This window comes from Lysinibacillus sp. NPDC048646 (assembly GCF_050272295.1).
Taxonomy (GTDB): Bacteria; Bacillota; Bacilli; order Bacillales_A; family Planococcaceae; genus Lysinibacillus.
The window spans coordinates 119511-134850 of the sequence record NZ_JBNNLZ010000008.1 but is presented as its reverse complement, the minus strand read 5'-3'; the positions used below and the strand labels follow the sequence as shown (position 1 = coordinate 134850).

General features: G+C 37.3%; 18 protein-coding genes and 1 pseudogene. 12 read left to right on the top strand and 7 right to left on the bottom strand.

Annotation, left to right across the window (positions count from 1 at the left end):
• The first annotated feature begins 1 nt into the window (after position 1).
• The 6 genes and pseudogenes from ACQKII_RS11465 to ACQKII_RS11440 all read left to right on the top strand — a co-directional run bounded on the left by ACQKII_RS11465 (position 2) and on the right by ACQKII_RS11440 (position 4475).
• Positions 2 to 1903, top strand: coding sequence for a DNRLRE domain-containing protein (locus tag ACQKII_RS11465; RefSeq protein WP_427459295.1), 1902 nt, complete (start codon positions 2 to 4; stop codon positions 1901 to 1903).
• A gap of 28 nt (positions 1904 to 1931) precedes the next feature.
• On the top strand, positions 1932 to 2378 hold the full coding sequence (locus tag ACQKII_RS11460; protein ID WP_427459293.1) for a hypothetical protein: 447 nt from the start codon (positions 1932 to 1934) through the stop codon (positions 2376 to 2378).
• 36 nt (positions 2379 to 2414) lie between these two features.
• Positions 2415 to 2876 (top strand): hypothetical protein, encoded by a 462-nt coding sequence (locus tag ACQKII_RS11455; protein WP_427459291.1) that lies wholly within the window; start codon positions 2415 to 2417, stop codon positions 2874 to 2876.
• A gap of 18 nt (positions 2877 to 2894) precedes the next feature.
• Positions 2895 to 3191 carry a phage holin gene (locus tag ACQKII_RS11450; protein WP_427459289.1) on the top strand — a complete coding sequence of 99 codons (297 nt, stop codon included), beginning with the start codon at positions 2895 to 2897 and terminating at the stop codon, positions 3189 to 3191.
• A pseudogene (locus tag ACQKII_RS11445) lies at positions 3175 to 3669 on the top strand (peptidoglycan recognition protein family protein); the annotation flags it as partial. The gene ACQKII_RS11450 and the pseudogene ACQKII_RS11445, both read left to right, overlap by 17 nt.
• Positions 3670 to 4091: 422 nt before the next feature.
• Positions 4092 to 4475, top strand: coding sequence for a hypothetical protein (locus ACQKII_RS11440; protein ID WP_427459287.1), 384 nt, complete (start codon positions 4092 to 4094; stop codon positions 4473 to 4475).
• An 86-nt stretch (positions 4476 to 4561) separates the two neighbouring features.
• Here ACQKII_RS11440 and ACQKII_RS11435 read toward each other — a convergent pair whose 3' ends face one another.
• The 4 genes from ACQKII_RS11435 to ACQKII_RS11420 all read right to left on the bottom strand — a co-directional run bounded on the left by ACQKII_RS11435 (position 4562) and on the right by ACQKII_RS11420 (position 8504).
• Entirely contained in the window at positions 4562 to 5296 is a 735-nt protein-coding gene (locus ACQKII_RS11435) for a hypothetical protein (protein WP_427459285.1), read from the bottom strand.
• Between the two features lie 250 nt (positions 5297 to 5546).
• Positions 5547 to 6338 (bottom strand): GNAT family N-acetyltransferase, encoded by a 792-nt coding sequence (locus tag ACQKII_RS11430; RefSeq protein WP_427459284.1) that lies wholly within the window; start codon positions 6336 to 6338, stop codon positions 5547 to 5549.
• A complete protein-coding gene (gene abc-f / locus ACQKII_RS11425) occupies positions 6331 to 8130 on the bottom strand; it encodes a ribosomal protection-like ABC-F family protein (protein WP_427459282.1) in 1800 nt (599 codons plus the stop codon). Before abc-f ends, ACQKII_RS11430 begins: the two co-directional genes overlap by 8 nt.
• Before the next feature lie 233 nt (positions 8131 to 8363).
• On the bottom strand, positions 8364 to 8504 hold the full coding sequence (locus tag ACQKII_RS11420; protein ID WP_427459280.1) for an RAxF-45 family protein: 141 nt from the start codon (positions 8502 to 8504) through the stop codon (positions 8364 to 8366).
• 287 nt (positions 8505 to 8791) lie between these two features.
• Here ACQKII_RS11420 and ACQKII_RS11415 point away from each other — a divergent pair, with 287 nt between their 5' ends.
• Positions 8792 to 9088: a hypothetical protein gene (locus ACQKII_RS11415; RefSeq protein ID WP_427459278.1), complete on the top strand. Its 297-nt coding sequence runs from the start codon at positions 8792 to 8794 to the stop codon at positions 9086 to 9088.
• A 32-nt stretch (positions 9089 to 9120) separates the two neighbouring features.
• Entirely contained in the window at positions 9121 to 9609 is a 489-nt protein-coding gene (locus ACQKII_RS11410; RefSeq protein ID WP_427459378.1) for a methyl-accepting chemotaxis protein, read from the top strand.
• A gap of 267 nt (positions 9610 to 9876) precedes the next feature.
• On the opposite strand, the gene ACQKII_RS11405 is transcribed toward ACQKII_RS11410, so the two are convergent.
• Complete coding sequence (locus ACQKII_RS11405) at positions 9877 to 10905, bottom strand: AbrB family transcriptional regulator (protein ID WP_427459276.1); 1029 nt, start codon at positions 10903 to 10905, stop codon at positions 9877 to 9879.
• 259 nt (positions 10906 to 11164) lie between these two features.
• Here ACQKII_RS11405 and ACQKII_RS11400 point away from each other — a divergent pair, with 259 nt between their 5' ends.
• From ACQKII_RS11400 to ACQKII_RS11385, 4 genes are read left to right on the top strand one after another with little or no spacing between them, the layout of a single operon-like run.
• Positions 11165 to 11614, top strand: coding sequence for a LytTR family DNA-binding domain-containing protein (locus ACQKII_RS11400; RefSeq protein ID WP_427459274.1), 450 nt, complete (start codon positions 11165 to 11167; stop codon positions 11612 to 11614).
• A gap of 1 nt (position 11615) precedes the next feature.
• Positions 11616 to 12020: a DUF3021 domain-containing protein gene (locus ACQKII_RS11395; protein WP_427459272.1), complete on the top strand. Its 405-nt coding sequence runs from the start codon at positions 11616 to 11618 to the stop codon at positions 12018 to 12020.
• Between the two features lie 5 nt (positions 12021 to 12025).
• Positions 12026 to 12946, top strand: coding sequence for an ATP-binding cassette domain-containing protein (locus ACQKII_RS11390; protein ID WP_427459376.1), 921 nt, complete (start codon positions 12026 to 12028; stop codon positions 12944 to 12946).
• The gene (locus tag ACQKII_RS11385) at positions 12946 to 13821 is read left to right on the top strand and encodes an ABC transporter permease (protein WP_427459270.1); all 876 of its coding nucleotides are present in this window, start codon (positions 12946 to 12948) and stop codon (positions 13819 to 13821) included. Before ACQKII_RS11390 ends, ACQKII_RS11385 begins: the two co-directional genes overlap by 1 nt.
• Before the next feature lie 90 nt (positions 13822 to 13911).
• Here the strand turns inward: ACQKII_RS11385 and ACQKII_RS11380 are convergent, their stop codons facing one another.
• Complete coding sequence (locus tag ACQKII_RS11380; RefSeq protein WP_427459268.1) at positions 13912 to 14583, bottom strand: DUF2642 domain-containing protein; 672 nt, start codon at positions 14581 to 14583, stop codon at positions 13912 to 13914.
• Positions 14584 to 14630: 47 nt separating this feature from the next.
• Entirely contained in the window at positions 14631 to 15188 is a 558-nt protein-coding gene (locus ACQKII_RS11375) for a hypothetical protein (RefSeq protein WP_427459266.1), read from the bottom strand.
• Between the last annotated feature and the right edge of the window lie 152 nt (positions 15189 to 15340).

Sequence of the window (15340 nt, the reverse complement as noted above, 5' to 3'; positions counted from 1 at the left end):
TATGGAGGAAAATAATTTAAATGAAGGAGTTACCAATCCCCCGCTACAACAGAATACGGGTGAAATAGTAATAGCATCCTTCCACACTGATTCACCCCCTCGCAACGGCTTTAAAGCCAAATATTCTCTAATTGCTGTTGGAAACAATGACGTATTTACAGAAATTATTGCGAGACCTGCTGAAAACGCAGATATTAATACATATATTATCCCTCGGGCCTATGATGAGACTTCAAAAGAGATTTACATAAACATTATGTATCGTGGTAATTCAGAAATTCTGACTGAGATTCAACCAATTGGATACAACACCCTAGAAGCTGAAATAGAAATACCTCCACATAATCGAATGTCAGCTCTCTACGAAATTCAACAACCGCCCATTATTACAGACATTTTCAACCCCACCCAAGACGCTTTCACTCGTGAAAAAATTGACTATCAAACAATTAACTACGGTGGCTATTCTTCTATGGTGGTTGGTCGCAGTCACGATGATATTTGGCGTTCATTTGTACAATTTGACTTATCTCCCATTAACCCATCTTATATACTTACGGATGCAAATTTAAGGTTGTACTACAGTAGCAGTATCCCACAAAATATTACTCTAGAGCTTTTAAATGCTGATAACTCATGGTCTGAATATGGTATTACGCACTTAAATAGACCCACTCCGATTGAGCTGATTACCAATCAATTTACTGTCAATAAGCAGGCAGGTTACGTTGAATTTAATGTATTTGATATCGTAAAAAATTGGGTGGCACTTACTCAAATAAATAATGGCTTTATCATTCGTGTATCTAATGAAATAACGGATGGACAAGTTACATTTAAAACTAGAGAATCCAAACTCCCTCCAGAGTTAGTAGTAGAATACTATGACTCCAGGATATTTAGTTTTGGTAGAAGTCAGCATATTACTGAAATCTTCGTATATAAGCGGCAAAATTCAGATAAAAACACTGAAATAACTGTTCATTCAACATTCGAATCTTCTGATCAAAAAACATATCTTTACGTGCACCAATCAGAAGTGCCTTTAGATGAAGATATATATGTTGAAATCACAGCAAATAAGCCTTATGTGCCAACTGAGCTAATAGTAGCTATTCCGAAAGATAGCGATATTACAACAGAGATTAGTGTTAGAAATCCAAGAGATAGTCGCATTTTGATTGAAATAATCGTCAACAAACCTACTATTCCTATTGAGATATCAGCTTCAAGAAGAAAAGAAGACGAACTTGAAACAGAGTTAGTTGTTACTAAACCTTGCACACATGTTGAAATTACTATTCCAACTTATAGGAATAGCGATATTAAAACTGAAATTGATATTAACACCATTTATGCAAGTGTTGTTGACACTGAGATTATAGTAAGCAAGGAAACTATCCCAACAGAAATTACTCCGCGAGTTACTAAAGATAATAACTTATATACTGAAATATCAGTTTCAAAACCAAAAATTTACATAGAAATTGAAGTAAAATATCGCAGCGATATTTGGGTCGAAATTGAACCGAATATTAAGAGTGATATACCAATTGAAATTGTTGTATCTAAGCCTACTGTTGAAGCTTTAGTTACTGCTAGAGTAAATCGAGATGCTGATTCGCATGCTGAAATTTTTGTAGCCTACGTAAGTGAACTAAACACTGAAATTATTGCACGTAAAATAAGTCAAATTTTTACTGAAATTACTAGTAAAGCTGTCAGTCAAATTAACACTGAATTATCTGTAACGAAGCCAAATGTCCTTGTTGAAATTACTGTTCCGACTTGGGACGATTCAGATATTTTAACAACTATCGAACCCCGTATACTAATGGTTCATAACGTTGACACAGTAATTGTGGTGAATGGCGGCGTTACTGGCTATGCATTTATTATGTAAAATAGTGTGAACAAAAGGAGAAATTGAGATGATTATAAAAAATTATGAAATCGGTGAATTACAAGCTTTTCTTTTTAACCTCATTTTAAAAGGGAAAGAATCACGAATGAGAACTCGCTTTATCAAATTGTTAGAACAACAATTGAATCTAGTAAATCAAGAAAGACAACAATTGGTTGATGAGTATGCGGAAAAAGATAAGGATGGAGAGATTATATATACTATAGAAATTGTAGATGGAAAAGAAATTGAGATGCCCCTCTTTAGTGAAGAAGCTGAAAAAGAAGTCCAACAACAAATTTTGACGCTCCTACACGAAGATTTTATTATTGAAGAATCCGCAGAAAAAATTGAAATGTTGCATATTTTACAGGACATTGTCTTAAATTGTGATTTAGAATTCACAGGTAAGAAAGCAACTTTATATGATAGATTCTGTGAAATTTTTGAGGATATTACATTACTTGAAAACTAAATGAAATAAGCAGTCAGTTCAGGATAGGTGTGGACCTTGTCGTCCTCCTATCCTTTTATTATTTATATAAAGTCGGTGATTAAATTGCAAAATGACAAGCTAGGTGAACGATTGGCTAGTGTTGAAGTTGAAATCAAGAATCAGGATAGCCGAATTTCAAAACTTGAAGGTAATCATGAATTATTATATCGCTTAACAGTCGTGTCAGAACAACAACAAGAAATGAATAAACACCAACAAATTCAATTAAATAGAATGGATAAAACCTTCAATAATATAAATATTAATCTCACTAAATTAAACATGTCGCAAGGTGAACTGCAAGATGATGTAAAGGGTATTGGAAAACGAGTGGATAGTATTGAAGAGGATTTAAAACAGGAATCTGCAAAAGATAATCTTTCAATTAGTGATACGATCAAACAATCTCTACATTGGTGGATCATCTTACCAACAACAATTATAGGTGCACTTATACTAAAATGGCTAGGTTTATAAAGAAAGGAACTGATAACTATGAAAATCAACTGGAAAGTTCGCATTCGCAACCCGCAATTTTGGGTGACCTTTGGATTATCGATTATTACCCCCCTATTCGCCTACTACGGCATCACAGGCGCTGATTTGACTACCTGGGAAAGCGTCTGGGCATTAATTGTCAATGCGCTTGCTAACCCTTACATATTAGCTTTAATGGCAGTCAGTACATATAACGCAATTTTAGATCCGACCACGGCCAATGTTAGTGATTCAAAAAGAGCCTTGGCTTATGTGAAACCGAAACGAGATGATTTTATTGACTATAAACATTAAACAAAATTTACTATCCCCCTCAAAATACACTATAAAGTGTCCTTATCACATGGATGCACAATTTGTAACCATACATAATACAGCCAATGATGCAGCAGCGTCGAACGAGATTCGTTATATGATTAGTAATCACAATCAAGTGTCCTATCATTTTGCTGTGGATGATCAAGAAGTTATCCAAGGTTTACCTTTAAATCGTACTGGATGGCATTGTGGAGATGGTAAAGGCAACGGTAACATGAAATCCATCGGTATTGAGATTTGCTACTCTAAATCAGGTGGTGAACGCTATGCAAGGGCTGAAGAATTAGCTGTTCAACTTACAGCACAGCTTTTGCATGAACGCGGTTGGAAAATTGATAGAGTGAGAAAGCATCAGGATTGGAATGGTAAAAACTGCCCCCATCTTATTCTGGATGAAGGAAGATGGCCATCGTTCTTAAATAGAGTGCAAAAGGAATTGACTAGACTGGCGGGTAACAAGGGAGGTTTCACGATGTCACAATATGATGAATTAAAAGCGGAGAATCAAGCTATACAACAACAATTAGCATTCATTAAAAAGTCGTTAGGATTAGAGGAACGACCTGTTAGTGAAACCCATGAAGCGGGCTGGCAGTGGGCTAAAAAGCAAGGCCTACTGAATGGTCTAAATCCACAAAAACCTCTTACACGGGAGCAATTTGCAACTGTCATGTTTCGACAGATAAATAAAAAATAAATCTAACTCGTTCCCTCTCACTGTTCTTTATAGCGAATGGTGTAGAGGGAACTATTTGTGTTTATTTGCTCCCCACTACCATTTTAGTTATGAGCAACAATATCCTTTACGTTTTTTATTTTCAACAGCTAGAACCATGTTACAATAGAAAGGAACATTTGGTTCAAAGGAGACATTACATGAAGCTTTCAAGCATTTTAAATTTTAGTATTCTTGTATTTTTCACACTACTATTCGTCAATGATTTTTTCCCTGCAACTACTTTAGCAGAGGTATTATCAAAGAAAATCATCCTTGTCATATTAATAGTCCTCGTCATTATTCAAATCACGACGGCAAAGGGTACATATAAGAGGCTATCTAAAAAGGCATATGTGGGTGTAACCCTCTACACAGTGGGTCTGTGGATTGTATTATCATTACTTGGAGGTGAATCACAATTCGGTTTATCTTTTAACAGCCCCATTTTTTATATTATCTTGGTGTTACTGGCATTCGATTTATTACGCGTCAATCGTCAGTCGAAACTTGAAAAAGCTGAAGAAAAAGCAAAACAACAATAAAAAGCATGTTTGCCCATTGAAGCTACAAATTGAGCTCAATCGGCAACATGCTTTTTTCATTTGGACTCCAAATCTACGTTGGGTGATTATGATTCTAATGCACCTAATATGACATCGAGCTCATTGACAGCGTGATCTAAGCGTTCCTTCGCCTCGATATTTTGCTGTTTTAATTGACTAAACTCTAGCAAATTCTTCTCATGCTTCAATTTTATCGCAGACAAACGCTCGATTCGTGACTCTACCTTTTCAATTGTCTGCTCACAAACTGATGTCCATAACTTTTCCGACTGTTGCATCTCATTTGTAGACGGATTGTGCTGACGCATAATGCGCATATAGACCGCTTCAATATGTTCAATCAATTCTGTGTAAAAATGACGCTCTACTCGTGTTGTTTGGAATGTTGGGTGTTCTACCTCTTTTGCATAGGGAGTAATTTGACGCAGTAGTTTCCCAGCATTTTCTCCAAATCCGTGCGATAAATTCAGTACATTCATCAATTGCAATAGTAAACGTATTTCTTCGAGATTAATAAGTTGAGCATCGATGTTTTCCTTTAACTTTAACGATTCCATATAGCGTCGATCGAAATGCTCAATTTCACCATTGCGTTGTTCCACTAAATGATCACTAGCATTTTCTTTCAAACTTTCAATATATCGGATTGCATGGCGTCTTAGCTCTTCCAACGACAGCATGTTGTCATTATCTTGTTGTGGTTTACCTCGTTGAACATACGCAAATGCATCCACTTTTTTTGGCCATTGTGCTTTAGGGGTTTCTTCTGAGACATTGTAGCGTATATAAATTCCGTGCATTCCATATCCTCCAAGTCCAATTAACAAGTATCTCTAAAGACAATAAATCGAATACAGCTTTTTTTCAAGTAAAAAACTTTCAAAGTTGTAAAAAATTTTTCCAAAGCTAGATTAACATGCACTAAATCCATTATATTGAGCACTATTTTATTCTTTCACGTCTTCCTGCGTCAAGAGTCACTCATTTCAGACTACCTCTAAAACTGCCCAATCTGTGCTTTTCATTGTTATTGGACAGCCTTTTTACTGTTTATGAACCTAGACGTATTTCTTCAATGCTTTTTCCTTCTGTAAATGCGTGAATCGATGTGACTGAACCAACTGATTTGAAATTCAACTTTGCATAGACCCTTGCAACTGGCTCACTTATAGGCATAATCCAAAGGTTCTCTATTCCTGCTTTCACAGATTGTTTTTGAATATGCTGCAACAAATAACCAATCAATCCACGTCCACGGAAGCTTTTAATAGTAGCTACACTCTCCACTCTACCTTGATTGCCGGATACAAAAATATTGGCGGTGCAACAAGCTTCACCGTTAACTCTTAATAAATAATACGTAAAGTGCGGTGATTGATATGTTTTATAGAATGCCTCTTTTATTAAAGCAGGCTCACCGAATGTGGAAATACTCATTTCTACTGCCAATGCATCCTGTACATTCATATCCGTTACACGTTCAAACTGAATCGTTGGATTTGCTGGGAGCTGAACAAACTCGCCATTCCAGCATTGTACGTCAGCTGAAAAGGTCTCATATTGAAAACCATGCGCATGTAATTTCTCTATGCATTGTTGATTGTCCTCTACATTGTATAAATACATTCTTGGTATAAGATCTTTTGAAACATAAAATTTCTTTATGCCCGTTAAAAACGAATCTACATGCTCAATCTTCTGCCATATATGCGCATGATTAGCATCATAATATGTCGGCATTTCCTTATTGTAAAACAATATTCCTGCTGAACACTTCTCCATCTCACTAAAACTTTTTATATAATCAATATCCAATTGTATCATTTGCTCTAGCTTATGCATGTTCTGAACCTCCTTCTAACCATCTTTCAAATAAAGCCTCAAGTTGTTGCTCGAATTTATGTCGTTGTTCTTTGGCAAGTTTCGGTTCTTTTAATTTCATTTCTAACTTCTCGATTTGCGCTTCAATGGGTATTTCTTTTTTACTGTGCTCTATTTTCTTTTGTACTGTTTCTATTAGTGGTACTTTCGCTAAAGACAAGCGCTTCATTCTCGCCCACTCATAATCGCCCTCATACACCTGGATACGTGCATGTTCAATCCACGCAATTTTTGAAAAGATCTTTTGTAAGAAATAGCGGTCATGGGATACGCCAATGATTGTGCCTTCGAAGGATTCAAGGGTGTCCTCCAACACTTCTCTTGCTTCAATATCTAAGTGGTTGGTCGGCTCATCCAGTACAAGTAAATTGATATCCTCGTGCATTAACTGAGCTAGTCGCAGTCGCATTTTTTCACCGCCACTTAAATCCCTTACTTTTTTGAATACATCATACCCGTAAAATAGGAACTGCGCGAGTATATGACGGGCCTCTGCCTCCGAAACAGCAACGCGCTCACGAAAGGCATCGATTAGTCGAATTGCTGGATTTTCATGTTCAAATTGTTGTGATAAATAACCAATTTTCACACTACTCCCTACTTTACAATGGCCCTTACTCGGTACAATTTCTCCTAAAATCATTTTTAATAGTGTTGTTTTACCACTACCATTGTCCCCTACAATCGCCAATCGTTCTCCAAAATAAACCGCTAGATTACTTTCCTTCAATAATGGCTTTTCAAATGCATGGCTAATTTCCTGCATCTGAACTACTTCCTTGCCACTACGTTCAGCCATCGTTAAAGCCAAATTCATTTTTTTCTTCGTCATGGGCCTTTTTACGCGCGCTAGGCGAGCCAGTGCCTTTTCCATACTTTTCGCGCGGCGATGCAAGGATGCACTAGGAGGATTCGCTTCATTTGCCCACTGTTTTAAACGTTTAATGGCTTCTTGCATTTTTTTAATCTTCTTTTGTTGTTCTTCAAATTCCGCAAATTGTTGTTCAATTTTCGCCTCTTTTTGTGCAACAAAAGCGTCGTAATTCCCCTGATAAGTAAATGCCTCGCCATCTTCAATTTCTATAATTTTTTGCGCCACTTGATTCATAAACTGGCGATCATGCGATACCGCGATAATAATCCCAGCAAAGTTTTGCACATAATTTTCTAGCCATTCAATCGCTTGCATATCCAAATGATTAGTCGGTTCATCTAATAATAGTATTGAGGGATTACTTAATAGGATTTGCCCTAACATGACCTTTGTTTTTTCGCCACCGCTTAAGTTTGCAAAGGGCTGTGTGAGCAATGGTGTAATACCAAGCCCATTTGCAATCATCGCTAATTGTGCGTCAACCTCATAGCCCCCCTGTTGCATATACAACTCCTGAATATGGCCATATTGTTCCAACACTTTGTCAGTAACATTTTCCTGCATCTCATGCTCTAGCTTTATCATTTTTGCTTTTAAAGCATAGATAGCTGCAAATGCCTCCTCAAGTACCTCTTTTGCTGTGTGCTTAGGATAACTTGGGATTTGATGTAAATAACCAATCGTCGCTTCCTTGCTTTTAATAATACGACCTACATCAGGTGTATCTGTACCTGCTAACAACTGCAGTAATGTCGTTTTCCCACAGCCATTTACACCAACAATCGCCACATGCTCTCCTGTATTGACTTCCAGTTGAAGTCCTTCAAATAATACGTTCCCACCCATAACTTTTTGTATTTGTTCAGCTTTAATTTGCATCGTTTTTTCCTCCATGAAACGTGCGGAAAACACTCTACTCTATTACACACTGACAAAATTGTGTCCAGATTTTGCACGAACGCTCTACTGCGCACCACACACAACTATGACATCTGCCTGAAGAATTCACATTTTTAGAGATGTTTAAAGATTCACTCATTAAAGGTAGACAACAAAAAAGACTGCTTCATTAACAAGCAGTCTTTTTCCTCATTATTTGTGAAAAAGAATGGTTAATCCGCTACGTTTAGTATTTGATTTTGCTTAAAAAATGACAGACCTATCCCGTTGTTAGCAAAATCGAAAGTAAGTCCACGTGCAAAATACATCGCTTTATCTGCATTTACACCTGTTCTCGTAGCGTTTTGATTCATTCCTTTTCACCTCCGTTCATCTTAGTTAGCATTATAATAGCATATTTCATAGAAATTGGAAACAAAAAAATAGCATCAGCTTTCATTTTTTAAATATACAAACATCTCTAGTGGCTATATACTTTAAAAATAGAAGAAGGTTTCTTCACTAGCGACGCATTAAAATAACTGAATTTTAAGAATATTACGAAACCGATTCATTACCAAAAGAAAGATGTGCTTCCTCTGCCGAGCTTTCTGCAACAGCTGGTTCTACAACAAGAACAACGGAACAATTAACGGCCAAAATGGTGGAATTAGCAAATGGTGCCAGTACACAAAAACATAGTGCCAACGAAAACGTGGAAGCCATGCAGGACATTGCAGGTGGTATTCAACTTGTAACGGAAACAAATAGTGAAGTCTCAATTTATACATCGGATGCCTTTGACACAGCGCAACATGGTGAAGATTCTGCACAAGCAATGCAGACTCAAATGCATGCCATGACAGCAGCGGTTCAGAAGAGTGCAAATTCCATTACATCACTTGACACACACGCAAATAAAATAGGCGATCGTCGAAGTCATTCATGCAATAGCTGACCAAACAAACTTACTTGCACTAAAACGCCTCGATAGAAGCGGCTCGTGCTGGTGAGCATGGAAAGGGCTTTGCAGTTGTAGCAGAAGAAGTTCGTAAATTAGCTGAACAATCTAAAACATCCGCTGCTCAAATCACTGACACTATTCATACCATGCAGCAGCTTTCCAAAGAAGCAAGCGAGCAAATGCAACTTAGTGAAAAAGAAGCAACTTCGAGTGTTGAGGTTGTTCATACAACAAACGTTTCATTTGAAGACATTACGACAAAAGTTTCACTTGTCACTAGTAAAATTCGAGAGGTTTCTGGCATTGCCGAGGAATTATATGCTCGCATTGAGCAAGCTAATGCCTCGACACAAATTATGGCTGAAATTGCAGTAGATGCCCACGAGCAGTCAAAAGTAGTCACACAGATTACTGAGGCAAACCTCTATTCAATGGAGGACATTAGTAACGCAGCAACACAGCTTACAAAAAATGCAGAAACGCTACAAAATTTAATCCGTCAGTTTAAATACTAACTTCTCATTGAGCATATTCACTTCAAAGTAGTACTAATAATAAAGATCTTTCAGCGAAGATAGATGTTGTTCTATCGGCGATATTTAAGGCGCTATCAGCGGAAGTAGCGGGTCTATCAGCGATATTGAAGGTCCTATCAGCGATTAGCTCTTTTCACGCTGATTAATAAATACTAATCATCATAAGGTTGTTCATCTATCAGATAGCTGATAGATGAACAATCTTTCTTTCGTGAAGTGGCTTAATATCTGTAATCAACAGCCTTTTTAGGTTTTCACCTTTTTCACGAACACCTTCACTAAAGGGACAAGTAAAATGGATACAATCAGTAACCTGAATAGCTGAAATGCTGTGACTACGGTTACATTTGCGTGAACGGAAGCGGCAATAATCCCCATTTGGTCAAGCCCACCTGGTACAATACTTAAAAAACCTGTTTGAAAATCAAGCTCGTACAATCTCTTCAAGATAAAAGTTAAACCATAGGCAGTACCGATAAAAATTCCCGCTGATACAAATGCATAAAACACATGCTTCCTCGACAAATGTAAATCTTCTTTTTTCAATAAAAGCCCAATATAAATTCCAATAAATAGCTGCGCAATATGAAGAAGGGACAATGGCATTTTAGGTACATCAAGCCCAACTAAATTCAAACCCATTAGTAAAAATACTGGCCCAAGCATATAGCCTGTCGGGATTCTCCCCCATTGTGCAAGCCAGCCCGCAAGTCCACAAATAGCAAGAAAGCCTGCTAGTCCCCATGTCCAGCCGCCATCTACAATCATAGCATTCTCACTAGAGCCTGCCACCATTAATGGCACAAAGCCAACAATCAGTAGCACACGCAAAACCTGATAAAATGTAATAACGGCAATATCCATATCCCCCTGCTCCTCAGCGAAGGCAACAACTTGTGCCATTCCCCCAGGTACGCAGCATGTCAAGGCCGTCGGGAAATCTAGATCCGTTCGTCTTGCTACTAAAAAACTAATAGCAAGAAACAACACGATAAAGATCACATTCAGCACAATCATACTGCCTAAAAACTGCTTAATATCCTGAACCGCTTGTGGCGTAAAAGCAAAGCCAATGGAATAGCCCGCAACGACTAAACCAAAATTGCGAAAATGTTTATGCCATTTCAATTGAACTTTTGTAAATAGCTGTACACAAAGCACTGCTGTAATGGCCCCAAGTAACCACGGCATCGGAATATGTAAAAACTGAAAAATAAGCGCCCCTATAAACCCAATACATAATGTCATGAACATTGGCTTAAAAAACTCATACATATCAAGCACCCCCTTACGACGTGAATAGTTCCATTATGCAGTGAACAAAGTCAATTTACCACTTCACCACATTTCAAGTCGCACCATATGTTTAAAAACGAACCTGTTATGAATTAATTACAACCTCTTATTGAAGAATCTATCCTATCCAAAAATTTCTATGCTACATTAATATTATCCTGATTCACTAGATGGTAGCTATCAGCAAGAATGCAGGGACAGTTACGTTAAGATGTAATTGATTGTAAGGGGGCCTCCTATGAAAATTCATTTAACGATTAATAACGCGCTTGAAGAAACAGAGATTCATATACACGCGAAGGAATACAATGAGCAAATTGAAAAACTAATGAAGCAATTGCAAATAGCCCAAACGACGATGCTTGACGGCTATTTGCAGCAGGAAATTCACCTATTGAAAATTACTGATATTTATTCAATTTATGCAGAGGGCGCTAAGGTGTTTTTGCAAACAGAAGAACAGGAATTCGAATCGAAGCGCAAATTATATGAGCTTGAAACGCAACTGGCAAAAGACTTTGCTAGAGTGAGTAAATCAACACTCGTCAATATTAATAAAATTACTTCTATTCAGATGGGCAAAATTGGCGCAACAGAATTACTCCTCGATAACGATGTGTCCATTCATGTCAGCCGTAAATATTTAAAAGAATTAAAGCGCCAATTAGGTATTGGGAGGGATTTATAACATGAGAATTTTAAGCATGATGATTATCGGTCTACTGATTTCACTTAGCTCTTCCTACATCCTTGTAACACTGAGTATAGTATCTAAAAATACAGTGGTTACAGGACCGGAATTACTAGAGCAAATTATGATCGCCGCTATACTTGGTATTGTCATTGGCCTACTATCCCTAATTTTTGAATTAGAGCGTTTATTATTTACAATTCAACTTACTCTTCACTTTAGTGCGGTTACACTTTGCGTTTTCACAGCTGGCTACTTCGGCCGTTGGTTTGAACATTCTAGCATTTTCTATGTGTTTATCTCTGAGGTCATCATTTACTTCATCGTCTGGTGCATTTTATATGTACTACAAAAAATTGATATTCAAGAAATCAATAATGCCATACAAAAAAGGAAGAACTAAACATGATGAAATTTGCTATTCAAGTAGATAATTTACGCAAGCAATACGGTGAACATGGGGCCGTAAAAGGCATTTCCTTTACGGTCGAGCAAGGCTCCCTCTTCGCCTTTTTAGGGGCGAATGGTGCTGGTAAATCAACGACTATAGAAATATTATGTACTTTATTAAAAAAATCAAGTGGCGCCGTTCGCATTAACGGTCATACACTCGATCAAAATAATCATAATGCAGAAATTCGAAAATCCATCGGTGTTGTCTTCCAGCAAAGCTTACTCGACGAACGATTAACGGTGCATGAAAACATTATCCATCGAGGAAAAACGTACGGACTATCAAAAACTGAGCTTGCAGCAAACTATCAATTCGTTTCAAATTACTTACATTTGAAAGATATAGAAAAACGAAAATACGGCACATTATCAGGCGGTCAAAAGCGACGCGCTGACATCGCAAGAGCACTCATTCATCGGCCACAAATTTTATTTTTAGATGAACCTACAACAGGTCTCGATCCACAAACTCGCCAATTCGTTTGGCAAGCCATTAAGCAGCTCCAAACTGAAACCAATATGACCGTATTTCTAACAACACATTATATGGAGGAAGCGGCTGTGGCCCATCAGGTTATCGTGTTAAAAGAAGGTCAAATTGTGGCTGAGGGCACACCTGATGCACTGAAGACGCAATATGCCTACGATCAGATGGCGCTTGTTTTTCATGATATTGCGAAAGGGGAAAATTGGCTCCAAGAAAATGCCATCGTTTACACAGAAAAGCAAGGTATCTTCGCTGTTCGAGTGACGTCAACTCTTCACGCGCTCACGCTATTAAAAAGTGCAGAACCACTTATAGCCTCCTTTGAGGTCATCAAAGGCACTATGGATGACGTCTTCATTCATATTATGGCGGAAGGAGATGTAGCTTAATGGAAGCATTAATTAGCTTAGTACAGCGAAACAACAAAGTGTTCAGACGTGATAAAACACAAGTCTTCTTCTCACTGCTATCCGTTATTATCGTAATCGTCCTATACGCTGTCTTTCTTCAAAAAATGCAAATAGATGCGATTGAGCAAATGACTGAGGCTACACCTGGAATGGTGACGATGGTCAATGAATGGCTTGTGGCAGGTCTATTATCCATGATTGCTGTCTCCACAACATTGGCCGCATTTGGCATTGCCGTGAAAGATACAGAATCGAAGGCAACGGCAGATTTTTTAACAGCACCTATCTCACGGGCAACGATTCAGTTTAGCTATGTATTGAATGCATTTGTCATTGGCTGTATCTTCTCTTTCATCGCCCTGATCGGCTGTGAAATTTTCATTGTGGCGACTGGCGGCGAACTACTTAACTTTGGCGCTTTAATCAAAGTAGTTGGCATTTTACTGTTATCCGTGTTACTGGCCAGCGTTTTTAATGTTTTTCTCGTCCTATTTGTACACACACAAAATTCTTTTTCCACACTTAGTACAATTGTCGGTACAGCACTCGGTTTTTTATGTGGTGTCTACGTACCTGTTGGCGTCCTACCAAGCTTTGCTCAAAATCTTGTCATGTACTTCCCAATCAGTCATACAACATTACTATTACGAAATGCCTTTATGGAGAACTCCATCACGAAGGTGTTTGACGGTGTACCTGTTACACATGTGGCAACATATAAGGTGAATTACGGTATTGTTTATGACCTTAATGGAAATTTACTGAGCTCGACAACTAGTTTACTCGTTATTTTAGTAACCATCGTCGTGCTAGCAATGCTATCAATCATTATTTTTATAAAGAAGAATAAATAATAAAAAAAAGCATGTCTTCGTCTTCGGTACTTGCTAAGTAACCGTTATCCAAAACATGCTTTTTTATGTTTTAAGGATAACCAATTATCCTTAATAATGTATGGTTTTGATATGCAAAAGATTGAGAAAATTAGCATTTGCTCTTGCTGTTTGCAGCTCAACAAACTGCCCCTTAATTGCCCTCACACTTCCGCTATGATTTTCCTTCTCTCCTAAATTAAAGACAACAAATTTATCTTTCATCGTTTCAATTTGCATTTGGAATGTATTTGGCAATTCTTGTGGTATAGATTGTATTGTGAAATCTTGTTTAGATAATCCATACGGTTTTTCGGTGTGATTATATGGAATCAGCCATTTTAAATGTTCTATTCCAATATACATTGTTTTATATACGGGGGATTGGAATACAAAGTAGTCACTCATTATATTAGAAATATATCCATGGAGGGATTGATTACCCGTCACATAGATTTCGCTATAAATATCCACAGCAAGTGCAAGAACCCTGTCAAATGTTAGTTCATCTTGCGTTTTGTTTAACAATCCCGTGGTCTCTGAAGGCATACTAATGCCGTCTTCATTGACATAATCAATCTGAAATTGATGGATATGAGCAATCGGGATGTAAAAATAGTCTTTGCCATCGAAAAGGACAAAAACATCACTACCTACTTCAACAATAATTCCTTTAAGCGTTTTTTTACCTGGAATTTCTATCTTAATAATTTCTTTATCAAGGTATTGAATCTGCTTTTTCACCTTCCCCCTCCTCTCGTCCTCTATAATACTGCTGATCATTACTTGTATTATCTTCTTCTGTTATTTTTCGTATTACGGTTTTTATTTTGCATTGCTTCAGATGCTCTATTGTTATTATCACCGTTGTTGTCGTTGTCGTTGTCATTACTATCCTTTTTTTCATTCTTATTTTCTTCTTTTTCAACTTTTACAGAATAGCTAATGTTTCTTACATGGAACATAGCAAGACGGATTATTTCTTCTTTCGAAATAATCGTAATAAAATCATCCGTAACATCATCCATGACGCCCTCTAACATTTCGGGACCTCCACGATTAACTTTCACCCACTGATGCTTTAAACTCCCTACGATGGATTTAAAATCTTCAGCAATTGAATACTCAAAATTCTCTGGGATTTCTACGTTAAATTCCATACCATCTTTTGAATCAACCGTAATACTCTTAATGTGTTGCGTTTTGTAATAAACAACGCCATCTGTTTCAGTCAGTAATGCAATATGGTCATCTTCTGCCGATAGTAACTTTCCAATTCGTGACTCAGGTCCTCCACGATCTACTCTTATAACTTTATTTATTAATGAAAGTAGAAGTTCTTTATTCATTTTTTTACCCCCCATTTTAATTGTCTTGTTATCTATATGTTTTTTTGAATACCAAACCTATGATAAGCGCCTAACTTAGAAAATCCGCTTAGTATTCGGTTTATCTCTGTATAATATGACACTCATGTAAGAATATGCTTATTCACCGTCAT